Genomic DNA, 16,579 nt, shown 5'->3' with positions numbered 1-16,579 from the left:
TTGTGGTGATTTAACTTTAACAGAAATGGATTCTTTTTTCATTTATTTGATGCATGATCAATTCGGTTGAAATGCTTGATAGATAGGCATTCAAAAGTAATCAAAAGTTTTCTATGAATAATTCAGGTCTAACCTTTCTTTAAAATTACCTACTACTGCAGCTTTCATGTTTTCCATCCTCCTTTGAAAATTTTCACTTGTATGATGATGCAAACATTATGCCAACTATTAAAAGGTGCAAGGATGGGATAAGAGCTAAAAACAGAGGAGGAAAGTGCCGATTTTTCGTCGAAAACTTACAAAATCGTGTTTCTTCTAACCATTTTGTTGCCTTCCATCAATCATTTTTCAACGCATGTTATTCATGAGAAATTTCAATGGAAATTTAGCAAAGCAAAGATTGTCAGTGATGTGATCAATGTGACGGTTGCTGGCTTCATGTGTCTCATTTTTATTCAATCCTTAGGTTCTATTGGAATTGGTACGATTCTCGCTGCTTATTTTGTCGGAAAAATTTTAGGGTGGCTCATTCCTCGTTATCAAAAAGCTTTTGACGACTGGTTATCGTAAAGTGAAAGAAATGTATCCAAAAGTGCGTAACCGACTGAAACAAATGCAAAAATAAATGAAAGGCGATCCAATAAACGCATGAGACTTCATTGGAAAGCCTTTCTCTTTTTCCCATCGAGCGTTGCGCTTACAATGTCATGAGACCATATTGGAAAGAGGTTCTATGAAAGCGTCATGGGACTTTTATTTTCTTTTTTGACTGATAATCGGTTGTATGAATGAGTCATGTGACCATTTTTGCATGGGAATGAAGAAAAGACGTCATATAGATCGGTCATGCGACATGTTTTTTCTTTTTGAAAGCCATATGAGTCGCATGACTACCAGTGAATCGATTCTTTCTTTTTGATCGTTTGGCAAACATTTTTTATAGTAATTTTTCAATGAACGGAACCATTGCGTCTTTTTCTTCGTGAGGTTCAAACCGTTTTACAGGAGTGCCATTGCGATCGAAGAGAAATTTTGTGAAATTCCATTTGATCTCGTTTCCGATGAGCCACTCCGGATTGTTTTCTGTAATCATCATTTTTAACAATTTGGATTGGATATTATTTTCATCAAAACCATGAAATGGGAGTGCTTCTTTCATATATTGATAGAGGGGATGGGCTTCTTCCCCGTTCACTTTAATTTTTGAAAATATTGGGAATGTGACACCATAATTCATTTTACAAAAGGCTTCGGCTTCTTCATTTGTTCCCGGTTCTTGTTCGCCAAATTGGTTACAAGGGAACCCTAATATCGTGAACCCTTGATTATGGTATTGTTCGTACAATTTTTGTAAATCATCAAATTGAGGCGTAAATGTACACTTACTTGCTGTGTTGACAATTAATAGGACGTCGTTTTGATAAGTAGATAAAGAGACTTTTTCTCCGTTTACTTTTTCTGCTTCAAAATCGTAAATATTCATTCATTCAAACCTCCAAATTAAAATAATTATTATGTAAGTATCTTTATTATATAAAATATTTTCCTAGGGTGGAAATGATTTGCTCACGGAAGCGACTATGCTATCCGTTTTATCACGGTGTGCTAGAATGGAAAGGATACAACAAAGGAGGTTGCAACTGTTGGCGTGGCTGTATGTGTTAGGTGCTGCCATTGTGGAAGTGTTTTGGGTCATTGGCTTAAAGTATTCTGATTCCGTATTAGATTGGCTAGGGACAATGATTGCGATTATTTTTAGTTTTTATTTCATCATTAAAGCATGTGAAACATTACCGACGGGAACCGTGTATGCGGTGTTTACTGGTTCTGGTGCGTCGGTAATTGTCCTTTTAGATTTTCTCGTATTTGGAGAAGAATTTGCGATTGGAAAGTTTTTACTTCTCGTGCTGATCATTACGGGGGTTGTGGGAATTAAAATTACGACAGACGATAAAGAAACAGCCGCTCGGCGTAGGCAGGAGGATGGTGGTTATTAATGGCATGGGTCTATTTAGTCATTGCCAGTTTTGGTGAAATCTTTGGCGTCATTTTTATTAGTTTGTACGTGCGCAAAAAAACAGTTGGTCGTTTACTTCTCCTTATTTTATCTTTTGCAGGAGGGTTTTTCTTTTTGTCTCTCGCCATGCAAGAAATTCCGTTAGGTACCGCCTATGCCATTTGGACAGGACTTGGAGCGGTAGGGGCAGTGCTTGTCGGCATTCTCTTTTTCCAAGAATCTGCCGGATGGAAGCGATTGCTGTTTCTTTCCTTTATCATTGCAGGAGCGGTCGGTTTAAAAATATTAGAATAGTGTACTGATTTTTATAGAAGGGAGTTTCATGACAGTGTAAAAAATAAATCATCAAACTCCCTCTATTCGTTTCATTTGAAACTAGATGCGATTTTCACTTTTACAAACGAAGCGTAAATAGTAAAAGAGAGCAAGCTACAAGCGAAAATGACAATCCCCATTGGAACGGCATTAAATTCCCCGGCTATTCCGACAAGAGGAGAGACGATGGCACCGCCACCAAACGGTAAAATGCCTAATAAAGCAGAAGCGCTGCCTGCTCTTTCACCTTGACGGTTCATTGCTAGTGAAAAGCTTGTCGTGTTTACTATTCCAACACTTGACACAACTAAAAAAAGCGCAACCATCATATGCCAAAGAGGCAATGTCATAAGGGTGACGACAAGGAGCAAAACACTACCAACGACCGCTTGTGTAATTCCATAGAAAAGTAGTTTTGCTTCATCCATCGTTCCGGCAAGCCTGCCTGCCAATTGGGCCATCACGACAATCCCTAACCCATTGAAGGCAAAGATGAAGGAAAACTGTTGTGGGGAAACATCATAAATATTTTGTAACACAAACGGTGAAGCAGCGATGTAAGCAAACATCCCCATCGAAATGAGCGATTGGGAAAAAGCGATTCCGATGAAAACACGGTCTTTCAATAATGTACCAAATGAAGTGACGATAGCAAATATATTTCCTTTCGTGCGCTTTTCTTCCGCTAATGTTTCAGGAAGTAAGAAATAGACAGCGAGAAACATGATCGCACCGATGATTGCCAACATATAAAAAATGGTTTGCCAATTCGTCCATTGTAAAATTAGACCACCAATAATGGGGGATAAAATAGGCGCTGCTCCCATGACCATTGCAAGTAAGGCGATGAATTTTGTTAGTTCTTTTCCGGAATATATGTCCCGTGTCGCTGCTCGTGAGATGACGATTCCTGCAGCAGCGGTACATCCTTGCGCGAAACGAAAACCGACAAATAACCATATATTACTGCTGACTGCACATAAAATGGAAGAAAGCGTAAATAGTACGAGTGTCATCAGTAGCAGTTTCCGTCTTCCTTGAAAATCGCTTAACGGGCCGAAAATGAGTTGACCGACAGCAAGACCAAGCAAGCAAGTCGTAATACTTAATTGGGTGAAAGAAGCGGTCGTATGTAAATCCTCTGTTACGGCAGGTAAAGCGGGTAAGTACATGTCCATTGATAAAGGACCGAATGCTGACAAAGAACCTAAAATGAGTATTAGTATCAAACGATTCGGCAGTTTTTCCTGTAGGCGTGCATCGACCGGATTGTTTATCAACTCAACCACCCCTTCTTTGACATCTTATCCATCATAGCACGTGCGAGATTGTTTCATCACTTCAAATGCTTATATATTGCTGAAAAAAGAGGATGGGACAATACTGCAGTCATCGCCAAATATTTGGTGCGTCCCTCTAATTTTGTACAAAGAACATTTAACAATGAAAATGATGAAAAAAGTGTCGCATGAACCGGTTATACGACACTTTTTTCGCGCAATCTGAACAGGAGTGGTTGTAAGAGAGATAGAATTGGAAATAATGAGGTGATTTGGAGCGTTGTTTTGCTTCATGCGACGAATGACGCTTAAAAAAAGAAGATGAATCGTTCCATAAACGTTTCATGCGACGCTTCATTTTATCAAACACCGGTCGAATGGTCGTATGAAAGTTGAAAATGGAAGAAATTAGGATAAAAACAGGTAGTAACACGTTTCATACGACCTTTTATTACGAGAACGAGGCAATGAAGTGTCGCAGAAAAGATTCATACGACGAAATATCACACAAAATTCCTACTGAATGGTATCATGACGTGTGACAAATGGGGAATATCGTTCCAGGGAAGCTGCGATTGGATGCTTGCGTTGCATGCGGCCATCTGATGACTATCTGCGTATATCATATCGGTGGCATAGAATTACTGAAGGCTCCTTTATATTTCTTGTGTATGCGCTTATGCCAGGAAACTTATGGGAATAGTAACCAAACCAAAGAAGAGAAAGGGAAAAACCTTACAAAAATGATTCCAAGCAAATTTTCATGCTTGGAACCATTCTTTTTGGCTAGTGATGTTCATCCTCTTTCTTTAATAATTGATTCACCCTCTGTTCTGCGGTACGCAAGATCCCGTCCAGAAGATTTTTGTCTACTGCTTTTTCGTACAATGCTTCTCGTTTATCAAAATACTCTTTCGCTTCTTTTAAGTAACGGCTTCCTTTTTTCATCCATGATTTGTAACGTTTCGTAGTGATTGCAATTTCTTTGGCATATTTTTCATCAGTTTCGGGCATGACTGCAATGTCGTATAAATCAATGAGATGGTCCCCGTCTCTTTCAGGGAAATATTCGTGGGGAGAAGTGCTGTCAAATAGAGCAACACTTAATTCTCGCAGGACGACCATGTCAATACTTTCCGGGTCAAATCCGCAATGATAAATTTCCATGTCGTAACCGTTTTCTTCAGCGGCACGGATAATATGGCGGAGAAAGGTGGATTTTCCCGTTCCGGCTCGGCCTTTCAAGAAGTAACGAGTGTCCAAGCTAGCGGTTAAATGTTGGATGTAATCTTTCGGTCCTTCCGGGGTGGAGCTACCGAGGAAACGGTGCACTTGTTTCGAGGATTTTTCCGTTTTTTCTGTAAACAATTTTTCAATGAGTCGATTTGCTTCTTCATCTGCTTTTCCGAAATCCATCTGTTGAATATAAATTTGTTCTAAATCATCGTGTATGCGAAGTCCTTTTTGAAACGCACGATGAACATGCTCATATTTTTGTGCGATTTTTCGGGTATATCGTTCCATCACTTGTTTATCTTTATCTAACTCGTCAAGAAGTAACGCTTGATCTAAGGAAATGATTGTTTTTTTCACTTTATGGAGAGGTGGAAGGGGAGTACTTCCTCCGTATATGGCGACTTTTTGTTCCGGTAAAAGAACAGCTTCCACTTCTCCGGGATGTTCGGATGACTGCATCACTTCGATAGTGTCGCCTTCTGTACTCCATGCTTCCACTAAGTGTTGTAACCACTTTGACCCCGCTGTGAATAGCTTTCCTTTTAACAGAAAGAGATGTTCGATTCCTTCTAAATTGGACGGGTAAAGAGAGTAAAATCCTTTCGCTGTGTGACAACCTCCGACGTAGCGGAGAACATTTTGTGACATATCCTCGCCTCCTTCTTCTTTTATTAATGTATGTTGACGAAGGGATTAGGTTTCTGTCTTTTTTTATCATAGGTCTGCTACTATTCCTTCGTTCGTCTCACTAATAGTCTCTTAGTCACAAATTGTTCGTTGACATATTTTGCGGTTTTATATTACTATTTTCTTCAAAGAAAAAGGAAAATACATACAATAAAAGGAAGCGTTGACATACGATCGTCATAACTGGGCACCTAGATCGTATGGAGCGAGTGGTGCAACCGGCCTTTACGTAATACCAATTTTATTTGGTTTTTATGTACAGGCCGGTTTTTTTGTTTCTTTTTGAGAGAAACATTATTTTTATAGGATGGCTGGAGAAAAGTGGGTGATGTACGAGTGGGAAAGGGAAAACGAACAAGCATTATATTAGTAATAATTGGAATTTCTGTAGTGCTATTTTCATTGTTTTCGAGATTACAAGTAGCTGCAGGAGCACAAGAAGGCCCGTCTGTTGCCGGAATTTTATTGGAAGGCGGGTCTTTGGATGAAAAGCGGGAAGTCATCCAAGAAGAAGTGCTTCATTGGAAACAAGGGAGCCCCATTCGGTTAGAAAGTGACTATGAAACGATCTACGTGGATCGTTCTCTCTTTCATTTTCAAATAGAAGAAACGCTTGCAGCATTTGAAGAGAAAACGAAAAGGCGTTTATCTAATTTTTTTCTCAAGCCGACCAATGTCCAAGTCCCACTCGTTGTGAGAGTGGACGAAAATGACGAAGCAATAAGAGACTGGCCGGAGCGTATCAATAAAGAAGTGATGATCAATAAATTAATCGCGTTGGCGAGCGAATTACAAGAAAATGAAGTGGAGATAGTATATCAAACTGAACCTTCCCGAGAAATGGAAACAACCGCAGAAGTGACGGTATCTCTTCCTCAGTTATCCGAGACCATTGTGCAGTCGATAAGCGAAAATCTAAATGGAAAAGTAAAAATTAGACATTCTAGAATTGAAGGATTAGAGAAAGAAAATGGAGGAAAAGGTTCTTTAATAATATATGCAAAAGATGATATTTTAATTGAAAGAAATAATCGATTTGAAGACGATCCAGCTCCCATCAAAGGATTTTTCTATTCTAAAAATAATATAGAAGCATATGGAAATGAAGCGAATATACGTATTGAGGGTGGGATTTCCGCACAAAAAATTATCTTAAATGGCATTCGTGGAAGGGCTAGTATATTGCCATTTAAAGCTGCTCAATTCATTGAATTCAGATACTATGAAGGATGGAAAGAACAAGCAAAACGAGATTCTCGGCTTCAAATTGTTTGTGATAAGGATATTATCAATAATTATTCGGATTTAGTACCAGAAAAAAGAGTTTATAATGTGGTCTCTCCGAAGATTTTAGAAAAGCAATATTAAGAAACTTTTTACGTCAATAAATGTAAAGACGCAAGGTGAAAATCTACGTAGAATTATTATTTTACTTTTCCTTAAGGAACTATGTGACTGGTATTTCGCCGCTAACTCATTCACTAAAATATCGAAACGCATTTCCCTTTCATATTATTTATGTCAATGGCCGAGTCGAATTTAACGGTGTCGATGCAAAAATTAACAGCTTAATGTATGTCAATCAAGGGGATTCCATTCGCTATTCAAAAATTAATGGACTAGAAAAAGACGGGGAAGAAGGGTCGTTAATTATATTTGCAAACGGTAGAATCCATTTTGCTAATAACAGTTTGCATCAAAATGATTCGAGTAGAAACCGTGGCTTTTTCTACTTTTTTAAGTGTCGCTTGGTGGGGCGGATTTCAATATGATCGGGCAACATTTTATTCCACAAAGGATCCTCTCACTTGCTAAATATAGTCGCCGAGCAAAGAAGAAACAGCATCATATCGGTATATTTGTTATTGATATTGATAACTTTAAACAGATTAATGACACGTATGGGCATAATCGCGGGGATGAAGTATTGCAATTTATTTCTTCCATATTACGTTCATTTACAGAAAATGAAGGGATTGTCATTCGCTGGGGTGGTGATGAGTTCGTCGTCATCATTCCAAAATTTTCTCAAGAAATAGAACAGTCTTTGCTTCATGTCATAGAGATGGAAACAAAACAATATCGATTGACGGAGGAATTTCCGTTAATGATTTCATGTGGGAAAGCTTATAACTACTTTCTGTATTATTCGACGAAGTGAAATGTCGTGCCTATTTTTTTGGATATTCTCCATCAATTTCAATTCTTTTAATACGATAGTTTGACGAAATATGGAGCTGTTTCATCACTTCTCTTGAAACAGCTCCATCGTCTTACGTTGGTCTGATTTGTTCTCTTTTTAAGCGACGACGTAATCGAAAACGTCGTTCTTTTCTCTTTGGTTTTCTTTCTGACCGAAATGCCTTCCAAATGGAGGCTAACATGAATAAAAAGACGAGAGCGAGCGGAAAGGCGCTGACAATAATGGTCGTTTGAATCGCTTCTAAACCACCAGATGCAAGCAAGACAATCGCTGATAAAGCAAGCACTGCTCCCCAACCATATTTCACAGCATTTGGGGGTTCTAAGCCAACTTTCGTCGTTTGTAAACCAAGAACATAGGTGGCTGAATCGGCAGAAGTAATAAAAAAGGTGCTGATGAGAAAAAGGGCTATGATGGATAAAAGCGCACTCATTGGTAGGTGTTGAAAGACGTAAAATAGTGCTGTTTCTAACGTTTGCTCGGACACAGCGAGACCTTGGGCATATTCTAAATAGATGCCAGTTCCTCCAAAGACACAAAACCAAAAGGTACAGACGAGGGTCGGAACGATGAGAACAGCAATCATAAATTCCCGTACGGTTCTTCCTTTGGAGACGCGGGCAATGAAAGTAGCGACAAAAGGAGCCCAAGCAATCCACCATGCCCAGTAAAAAATGGTCCAATTTTGAAACCACTCTGCATCTTCTGGATTAAAGGGAGCGAGACGAAGCCCCATTTGTGGCAAGTTTTGTAAATATGAACCAAAGGTAGTCGTAAACAAGTCTAACAAAAAAATGGTTGGGCCTAACACAACCATCGCTATAAGAAGTAAGACGGCAAGCGCCATATTAGCATTGCTTAAATATCGAATCCCTTTTTTTAAGCCGGTTCCGGCACTAATTAAAAATAAAACCGTGACGATGATAATAATGAGCACTTGGATCCAAAAACTATTAGGTATGTCTGTTAAATAATGCAGTCCACCGTTAATTTGAGTAGCACCGAGTCCGAGAGAAGCACAGACGCCAAAAATGGTGGCAAAAACTGCAATGACATCAATGGCCTGTCCAACCCAACCATTCGTTTTATCACCAAGGAGCGGCTTTAACGTCGCACTAATTAATCCCGGGGCTCCCCTTCGAAATTTAAAATAGGCAAGGGCTAAAGCAATCGAAGCATAGATAGCCCAAGCATGAAAGCCCCAATGAAGATACGTATATCGGAGACTCATAATGGCTGCGTCATCGGTACTTCCTTGTTCCAGCAAAGGAGGATTTGCAAAGTGAGAAATTGGTTCAGATACCCCGAAAAATAAAAGACCGATTCCCATCCCGGCGCTAAAGAGCATCGCAATCCATGTCGGTCGTTTGAATTCCGGTCGGTCCTCTTCTTTCCCAAGTTTAATTTTTCCGTATCGTGTAAAGATGAGAAAAACTGCGAACAATAAAAAGAGCGTAGCGGTAATTTGATAAAACCAGCCGAAATTAGTCATGAAAAATTGGAGAGTCACATCCATCATGTTGCCAAGATTTTCAGGAAATAGGACGCCCCACAATATAAACAAAACAGCAAAGATCATCGTAATCCAAAATACACTCGTTACTTTATCCCGCATGACGATACCTCCTTTGCAGTTAGTATGGCAAAGAAGGAAGAAAATTATGTGATGACTTCGTAGTGCCAAACACCGCGATGAAGTGCTTTTCCTATTTTTCCTTTTGTTTCTAAATAATACAGTTGTCCCAAAATGGAAGACATCACAAGGGCAAACTGGGTGTCAAATCGTTTTTCGTAAAATTTTCTGGCAATGTCATTTGGAGTTTTGTAGCCTTTTTGAATCAGTTGAAAAATTTTCTCTCCTTTTTCTTCAATTGCTTCTAAGCGATGGTGAATAAGGGCTTTGTGATTTGTTATCTTTTTCCCGTGACCAGGATAAATATGTTTTACGTCCATCTTTAGTAATTTTTGATAAGAATCGATATGCTGAAGAAGAGGAGATTGCAACGGCTCGTTTGGCAAGCGGTATTCAATTAAGGAGTTACTTGCCATATGACCAATGAGTAAATCACCACTAAACAGCCAGTCTGTTTCTTTGTCGTGAAACGCAATTTGGTCGGAAGCGTGCCCCGGAAAATAGTGGAGATTCAAACGATGAATCGGTTTCTCCAAATCTAACGGAATAATCTCCGTTTTAATACTACTATCTTTATTTTTCACAAGGGCTTCTTTTAAATGCGCAATTTGTTTTCTCCCTGCCTCTCCCGTCCCTGCTTTTTCATACAGAGATTGGAAAAATTGAATTCTTTCTTCCATAAATACAGGATCCCGTTTCATGCGAGGGATAGCATAAGGATGAGCGTATACAGGAATGTCATGTTTTATTGTTATTCTATTGATGAGTCCCACATGATCGACATGATGATGGGTCACTAAAATCGCGGTAATATCTGAAAGAGTATAGCCATGGGTAGATAGTGTGTGAAGTAACGCTTCCCAGCAATCGTCGATATCAAATCCCGCATCAATTAATACGAGTGACTGTTCGGTCTTATATAGATAAAAGTTTACACTTTGGAGTCCGTATTTCACCGGTACTACCACCGGATAAACTGCCTTCGTGCGAAAAGAGACTGCATCCATTTATCATCACCTACATCTATACGTGTTGATGATATTTTATCAGAATATTCACGAAGGTGGTAGGAATGCAACTTATCTTTCAAATCGCTGCATGAACTGAATTCCCCTAATAAATGTAAATTTCCTAAATCATACGACCCGCTCTATGAGAAAATCATACGATATTTCTATTTTGTGCTCAGATTGGTCGTATTGCTGTTGTTGACTTCCATTCTTGATATGATTAAAATAAACGTACATGCGATGATTGGGAAGAGTACTTTCATTTCCGCCTGTCCAGAGAGAAAAGTCCGTGGCTGAGAGGCTTTTCAGGATTAAATGAAAGGAAGGTCGCTCAGGAGCAGCTTCCTTGAAAGGCTTAGTAGAGGAAGACGGTCGGTCCGTTATCCGAATGAGTGCGCGTGAAAGACGTATTTTCGTTTTTGCGTGAATAAAGGTGGTACCGCGAATGTGTCTCTTCGTCCTTTACGGAAGAAGGGATTTTTTTATGCTTACATATTTTTTGTTTGACGATAAATGGCATGAAATGAAGGGGAGATGATTTTATGACGAAGAAAGAAATCACGATGCCAACGAAATACGATCCGAAAGAAACAGAAGCGAAATGGTATCCGTTTTGGACGAATAATGGTTTTTTTGAAGCGGAAGGAAAAGGAGAAAAAGAGCCATTTACAATTGTTATTCCACCTCCGAACGTTACCGGTCGCCTACATTTGGGCCATGCTTGGGATACGACACTACAAGACATTATTTCCCGGGCGAAAAGAATGCAAGGATACGATATGCTATGGCTCCCGGGAATGGACCATGCCGGAATTGCCACTCAGGCAAAAGTAGAGGAAAAATTACGGGAAGAAGGGACGAATCGCTACGAATTAGGCCGGGAAAAGTTTCTTGAAAAATCGTGGGAGTGGAAAGAGGAGTATGCTAATTTTATCCGCCAGCAATGGGCAAAATTAGGGCTTTCCCTCGATTATTCAAGAGAACGATTTACCCTTGATGAAGGGCTTTCAAAAGCTGTTCGAGAAGTATTCGTACGCTTGTACGAAAAGGGACTGATTTACCGAGGGGAATACATTATTAACTGGGACCCAGAAACGGAAACGGCTCTGTCTGACATTGAAGTAGAGTATAAAGAAGTGCAAGGTCATTTTTATCATATGAAATATCCGTTAAAAGATGGCACTGGTCATATTGAAATTGCGACAACACGACCGGAGACGATGTTGGGGGATACAGCGGTTGCGGTGCATCCGGATGATGAGCGTTACAAACATCTCATTGGAAAGACCGTCGTGTTACCAATTATCGGACGGGAAATTGAAATTATTGCGGATGAATACGTCGATATGGAATTCGGTTCCGGTGCGGTAAAAATTACCCCGGCTCATGACCCGAATGACTTTGAGATTGGAAATCGCCACAACCTTGAAAAAATACTTATCATGGATGAAAGTGGCAAGATGAATGAAAACGCTGGAAAATACCAAGGAATGGACCGGTTTGAATGCCGGAAGCAAATTGTAAAAGATTTACAAGAGCAAGAGGTATTATTTAAAATTGAAGAACATGTGCATTCCGTTGGACACTCTGAACGAAGTGGCGCAGTGGTAGAACCGTATTTATCAACCCAATGGTTCGTGAAGATGGAGCCGCTGGCGAAACGGGCAATTGCGTTGCAAAAACAAGAAGGGAAAGTGCATTTCGTCCCGGAACGATTTGAAAAAACGTATTTACATTGGCTTGAAAACATTCGTGATTGGTGTATTTCTCGTCAACTTTGGTGGGGACACCGCATTCCTGCTTGGTATCATAAAGAGACGGGGGAAGTGTATGTTGGTCGGGAAGCCCCTCGAGATATTGAAAACTGGGAGCAAGATGAGGACGTGCTTGATACGTGGTTTAGCTCAGCGTTATGGCCGTTTTCTACGATGGGCTGGCCTGATGAAGACGCAGAAGATTTTAAGCGGTATTATCCGACTGATGTGCTCGTTACTGGGTACGACATTATCTTTTTCTGGATTTCCCGCATGATTTTCCAAGGACTCGAATTTACGGACAAACGTCCATTTAAAGACGTGCTAATCCATGGACTCGTTCGCGATGCAGAAGGAAGAAAGATGAGTAAATCCCTCGGAAACGGTGTCGACCCGATGGATGTCATTGATAAATACGGTGCGGATGCACTCCGCTTCTTCTTTGCGACCGGTACTTCACCAGGAAATGATTTACGTTTCCATTGGGAGAAAGTCGAAGCGAACTGGAACTTTGCCAATAAAATTTGGAACGCTTCCCGCTTTGCTCTCATGAATATGGACGGATTGAAATATGAAGAAATCAATCTGGATGGCAAAAAGTCCATTGCAGACCGCTGGATTTTAACACGCCTGCAAGAAACAATCCGTGACGTGACGCGACTGATGGATCAATATGAGTTCGGCGAAGTAGGACGTCTTCTTTACAATTTTATTTGGGATGACCTATGTGACTGGTACATTGAAATGGCAAAACTTCCACTTTATGGGGAAGATGAAGAAGCAAAACAGATGACTCGTTCTGTGCTTGCGTACGTACTAGATCAGACGATGCGTCTTCTTCATCCGATGATGCCATTTATTACGGAAGAAATCTGGCAACATTTACCACACGAAGGAGAATCCATTACCGTTGCTTCCTGGCCGACAGTACGAAAAGAGTGGATCGATCAAGAAGCGGTGCAAGATATGGAACTGCTTCAAAGTGTCATCCACGCGGTGAGAAACACTCGAGCAGAAATGAACGTCGCTCCAAGTAAACCGATAGATTTGCAAATAAAAGCTGCCAATGCGGAAGTGCTTACTCGTCTTGAAAGAGGAAAAGTATATCTTGAACGCTTCTGTCATCCGGAAAAATTAACGCTCAGTACCAATATCACAGCACCTGACAAATCGATTTCCCACGTGTTAAGTGGTGCAGAATTGTACTTGCCTTTAGAAGGATTGATCGATATAGAAGAGGAGATAGCACGTTTAGAGAAAGAAAAAGCAAAGCTTGATAAAGAAGTGGAGCGCGTACAAAAGAAACTATCCAATGAAGGGTTTCTTCAAAAAGCCCCGGCTCATATCGTGGAAGAAGAGAAACGAAAAGAGAAAGATTATCTTGAAAAACGTGAGAAAGTCATCCTTCGCATGGAAGAATTGAAAAACTAGTGATGAAACCACCGCTTTCCATTGCATAAGCGGTGGTTCCCCTTGTAAAGAAAAGCGGAGAAAGCCGATTAGCCATGAAAAGCGTTGGAAGATCACGGACAGAAGTCTGTACTTTGACTTCTGCCGTGATCTGAAACGCTCGAGTGGCGTAGGCGACTGATTACGAGCGAAAGCACTGGAGGGACATCGACAGAAGCCGCTTTTTGACTTCTGCCCCGGTCTGACTAACACAAAAGCTACTTGGAGATACTTCAATAACTCTTTTTTGCACCTAGTAATCGCAGGTGCAGGACGTGTTGACTTCTGCGTTATGCCCATGGATGGACATGGTTTTAGCAGAAGTTCCTTCATCAAAGCGCTTGGTTTCTGAAGCTAGACAAAAAGAAAGCGAGGGAAGTAAGATGAAAACCTATGAAGAAGCAAAACAGTGGATAGAGAACCAGGAAAAATTCGGCATTCGTCCAGGCTTAAAGCGGGTGGAATGGTTGTTAGAAAGGTTGGACCATCCAGAAAGGCGTTTAAAAAGCATCCACGTAGGAGGAACAAATGGAAAAGGGTCTGTCGTTCAATTTTTGCAAGAGCCAATGAAAGAAGCAGGAATTGTGGCTGGAACTTTTACTTCACCGTATGTAACTGATTTTCGCGAGCGGATTGCAGTCAATGGGGAACCAATTTCGGAAGAAGATTTTACGGAATGTGCGACCATTGTGCGAAAAGAAGCTGAAGAGATGGCAAAAACGTCGTTAGGAAATGCAACTTCCTTTGAATTATTGACAGTCATTGCTGCGTATTATTTTGCGAAAAAAGTGTTTCCTGACATTGTTATTTGGGAAGTCGGGCTCGGTGGACGTTTTGATTCGACCAACGTCATGTATCCAATGATCAGTGTGATCACCAATGTCGGCCATGATCATCAATCAATTTTAGGACAAACATTAACAGAAATTGCGAAAGAAAAAGCAGGAATTATCAAGTCTGGTGTTCCGGTGGTGACAGCAGAAGAAAACGAGGAAGTACTCGCATTATTCCGGGAAATAGCAAAAGAAAAGAAAGCCACTTTATATGAGTGGAACGATACTTTTGAGGTGTATGATGATTCCGTTTCATCATCCGGCGCTACTTTTTCCTTTCGCTCCATCTTAAAAAGACAAGATATGGAAGCCATTCAACTCACTATGTTAGGAAGGCATCAAGTGAAAAATGCAGCAACAGCCTTGATGGTGCTTCGATACTTAACGACCTATTATGCTTTTCCGGTAGAAGACGACGATATTCGTGCCGGTTTTGAGCGTGCCTTGTGGCCGGGACGATTGGAATATAGAACGGGAGAAGTGGATGTACTATTGGACGGGGCCCACAATAGAGAGGGAATCGAAAGCTTAAAAGCAGCCATTCAAGAAACTTTTCCAAATCGTCCGCTCCACTTTATTATCGGAATGACAAAAGAAAAAGACCCGGCCGCTCTTTTAGCCCCATTAAAAGAATTAACCGTGGCCTCTTGTACCGCTGTACCATTTGATTTTGAACGAGCGAAAGAGGCAGAAGCGATTGCGGAAAAAAGCCCCATTGCCGATACAAAAACAGCCACTTCATGGAAAAAGGCTTGGGAGACATTGAAACAACAAGCAAAAGAAGAAGACCTCGTCGTTTTTGCAGGCTCTTTATATTTTATTTCAGAAGTACGACGCTCTCTTTCGTATTTTTAACTTTTTCCGACAGAAGTCTCCCATCCTCAAGGAATGTGCAGGGCGCAGCCCAATGAGTAGGTGGGAGATGAATGTCGGTTGGCGGTAGCCAAAGATCATGGTATAATCAGTCTTAGGTGTATAAAAGGATTGATAGATCAATGAAATTGGATAGTAATAATCATTCAGTATTCTTATTACATTATCATCTTGTATTAGTTGTAAAGTATCGCAGAGAAGTGTTTACCGATGAAATATCTGATTTTGCAAAAGATATGTTCATAGAGATCGGAAAAAAATATAACATTGCATGGTAATGTAAAAAGTTCTATGAAAACAACAAAAACCTGGATTATTCATAAAAAACCTTTAATGCCCAAATAATGCTTATCTATCAAGTAATTGAGCTAAATGGTCCATGCATCAAATAAATGAAAAAAGAATCCATTTCTGATATGGTTAAAGCAACTACGAAATAACCACAGAAAGGATTCTTATAATGGCTACTTTACCGCAACTAACACTAGATTTCAATCGTCAAATTAAATTGTCAACTGATGGAGGCTCTCTTTCTTCTGATACAGGTGAATTCGTTTTTCGAGAGTTTGATGAAAAAATCGGATTCTCTGAGACTCTTGTTCAACACCTGCATTTGAATGACGAGAGAAAATACTATCTTCATTCGAATGAAAATCTCTTTCGTCAAAAGATTTATCAACTCATCGCTGGTTATGCTGAGGATGATGCGGCCGATCAATTGACGAATGATCCTGTTTTCACCCAAATGATTGGGACTGACTCCTTAGCTTCTCAACCAAGTTTATCTCGCTTTTATACACGATTTGATCATGAGTCCATTGAACAATTACATCACGCTAACCAAGAACTTTTAGATAAAGTACATGAACTCAGAGAGTCAAAAGCACTCATCATTGATTTAGATTCAACACATGCTGACACATACGGCCAACAAGAATTTACAGCTTATAATACCCATTACGGGACTGTTGGCTTTCATCCATTGGTTGCCTTCGATGGGATAACAGGCGATTTCCTAAAAGCCCAGCTACGCCCTGGAAATGTGTATACGTCCAATGGTGTTGTGGATTTTGTGGAACCACTTATCAAACATTACAATGAAAAATTTCCGGCAACGACACCATTCTTACGCGGCGATAGTGGTTTTGCCGTTCCAGCTCTATACGATTTATGTGAACGTGAATCGGTTTATTATGTCATTCGTTTGAAATCTAACGCCATTTTACAGCGAATGGCAGATGAATGTCATCCAGCCACAGTACCGTCAGATGTGACAAAGTCTGAATGTT

Annotated in this window: 11 protein-coding genes, 3 pseudogenes, 1 riboswitch and 1 other annotated feature; of the genes and pseudogenes, 9 read left to right on the top strand and 5 right to left on the bottom strand. The window is 40.2% G+C overall.

Annotation, left to right across the window (positions count from 1 at the left end):
• Positions 1 to 351: 351 nt before the first annotated feature.
• A pseudogene (locus tag GJS40_RS08185) lies at positions 352 to 570 on the top strand (DUF6198 family protein); the annotation flags it as partial.
• A 367-nt stretch (positions 571 to 937) separates the two neighbouring features.
• On the opposite strand, the gene GJS40_RS08180 reads toward GJS40_RS08185, so the two are convergent.
• A complete protein-coding gene (locus tag GJS40_RS08180; RefSeq protein WP_270897395.1) occupies positions 938 to 1,483 on the bottom strand; it encodes a glutathione peroxidase in 546 nt (181 codons plus the stop codon).
• Positions 1,484 to 1,643: 160 nt separating this feature from the next.
• Between GJS40_RS08180 and GJS40_RS08175 the strand changes: the two genes are divergently transcribed.
• Together GJS40_RS08175 and GJS40_RS08170 are read left to right on the top strand one after the other, a co-directional pair.
• On the top strand, positions 1,644 to 1,997 hold the full coding sequence (locus GJS40_RS08175) for a DMT family transporter (protein ID WP_270897394.1): 354 nt from the start codon (positions 1,644 to 1,646) through the stop codon (positions 1,995 to 1,997).
• Positions 1,997 to 2,311 carry a DMT family transporter gene (locus GJS40_RS08170; RefSeq protein ID WP_270897393.1) on the top strand — a complete coding sequence of 105 codons (315 nt, stop codon included), beginning with the start codon at positions 1,997 to 1,999 and terminating at the stop codon, positions 2,309 to 2,311. The genes GJS40_RS08175 and GJS40_RS08170 overlap by 1 nt, the downstream gene beginning before the upstream one ends.
• 71 nt (positions 2,312 to 2,382) lie before the next feature.
• Here GJS40_RS08170 and GJS40_RS08165 read toward each other — a convergent pair whose 3' ends face one another.
• Entirely contained in the window at positions 2,383 to 3,612 is a 1,230-nt protein-coding gene (locus GJS40_RS08165; protein WP_270897392.1) for a multidrug effflux MFS transporter, read from the bottom strand.
• Between the two features lie 786 nt (positions 3,613 to 4,398).
• Complete coding sequence (locus GJS40_RS08160; RefSeq protein ID WP_270897391.1) at positions 4,399 to 5,496, bottom strand: hypothetical protein; 1,098 nt, start codon at positions 5,494 to 5,496, stop codon at positions 4,399 to 4,401.
• A 186-nt stretch (positions 5,497 to 5,682) separates the two neighbouring features.
• Positions 5,683 to 5,768, top strand: a riboswitch (cyclic di-GMP riboswitch).
• Positions 5,769 to 5,856: 88 nt separating this feature from the next.
• Between GJS40_RS08160 and GJS40_RS08155 the strand changes: the two genes are divergently transcribed.
• A complete protein-coding gene (locus GJS40_RS08155; protein ID WP_270897390.1) occupies positions 5,857 to 6,903 on the top strand; it encodes a hypothetical protein in 1,047 nt (348 codons plus the stop codon).
• 400 nt (positions 6,904 to 7,303) lie between these two features.
• Positions 7,304 to 7,696, top strand: coding sequence for a diguanylate cyclase domain-containing protein (locus GJS40_RS08150; RefSeq protein ID WP_270897389.1), 393 nt, complete (start codon positions 7,304 to 7,306; stop codon positions 7,694 to 7,696).
• 112 nt (positions 7,697 to 7,808) lie between these two features.
• On the opposite strand, the gene GJS40_RS08145 is transcribed toward GJS40_RS08150, so the two are convergent.
• Together GJS40_RS08145 and GJS40_RS08140 are read right to left on the bottom strand one after the other, a co-directional pair.
• Positions 7,809 to 9,353, bottom strand: coding sequence for a BCCT family transporter (locus tag GJS40_RS08145; RefSeq protein WP_270897388.1), 1,545 nt, complete (start codon positions 9,351 to 9,353; stop codon positions 7,809 to 7,811).
• A gap of 44 nt (positions 9,354 to 9,397) precedes the next feature.
• Positions 9,398 to 10,378, bottom strand: coding sequence for an MBL fold metallo-hydrolase (locus tag GJS40_RS08140; protein WP_270897387.1), 981 nt, complete (start codon positions 10,376 to 10,378; stop codon positions 9,398 to 9,400).
• 234 nt (positions 10,379 to 10,612) lie between these two features.
• Positions 10,613 to 10,847: a binding site (T-box leader), on the top strand.
• Between the two features lie 76 nt (positions 10,848 to 10,923).
• Between GJS40_RS08140 and GJS40_RS08135 the strand changes: the two genes are divergently transcribed.
• From GJS40_RS08135 to GJS40_RS08120, 4 genes and pseudogenes are all read left to right on the top strand, one after another.
• A complete protein-coding gene (locus GJS40_RS08135) occupies positions 10,924 to 13,566 on the top strand; it encodes a valine--tRNA ligase (RefSeq protein ID WP_270897386.1) in 2,643 nt (880 codons plus the stop codon).
• A gap of 401 nt (positions 13,567 to 13,967) precedes the next feature.
• Positions 13,968 to 15,272, top strand: coding sequence for a bifunctional folylpolyglutamate synthase/dihydrofolate synthase (locus GJS40_RS08130; protein WP_270897385.1), 1,305 nt, complete (start codon positions 13,968 to 13,970; stop codon positions 15,270 to 15,272).
• Between the two features lie 140 nt (positions 15,273 to 15,412).
• Positions 15,413 to 15,559: pseudogene (locus GJS40_RS08125) on the top strand (transposase); the annotation flags it as partial.
• A 191-nt stretch (positions 15,560 to 15,750) separates the two neighbouring features.
• Positions 15,751 to 16,579, top strand: a pseudogene (locus GJS40_RS08120) (IS1380-like element ISBha1 family transposase); the annotation flags it as partial.

This window comes from Aliibacillus thermotolerans (assembly GCF_027853235.1).
Lineage (GTDB): Bacteria > Bacillota > Bacilli > Bacillales > Marinococcaceae > Aliibacillus > Aliibacillus thermotolerans.
This window is presented reverse-complemented; position numbering and strand designations above follow the sequence as displayed.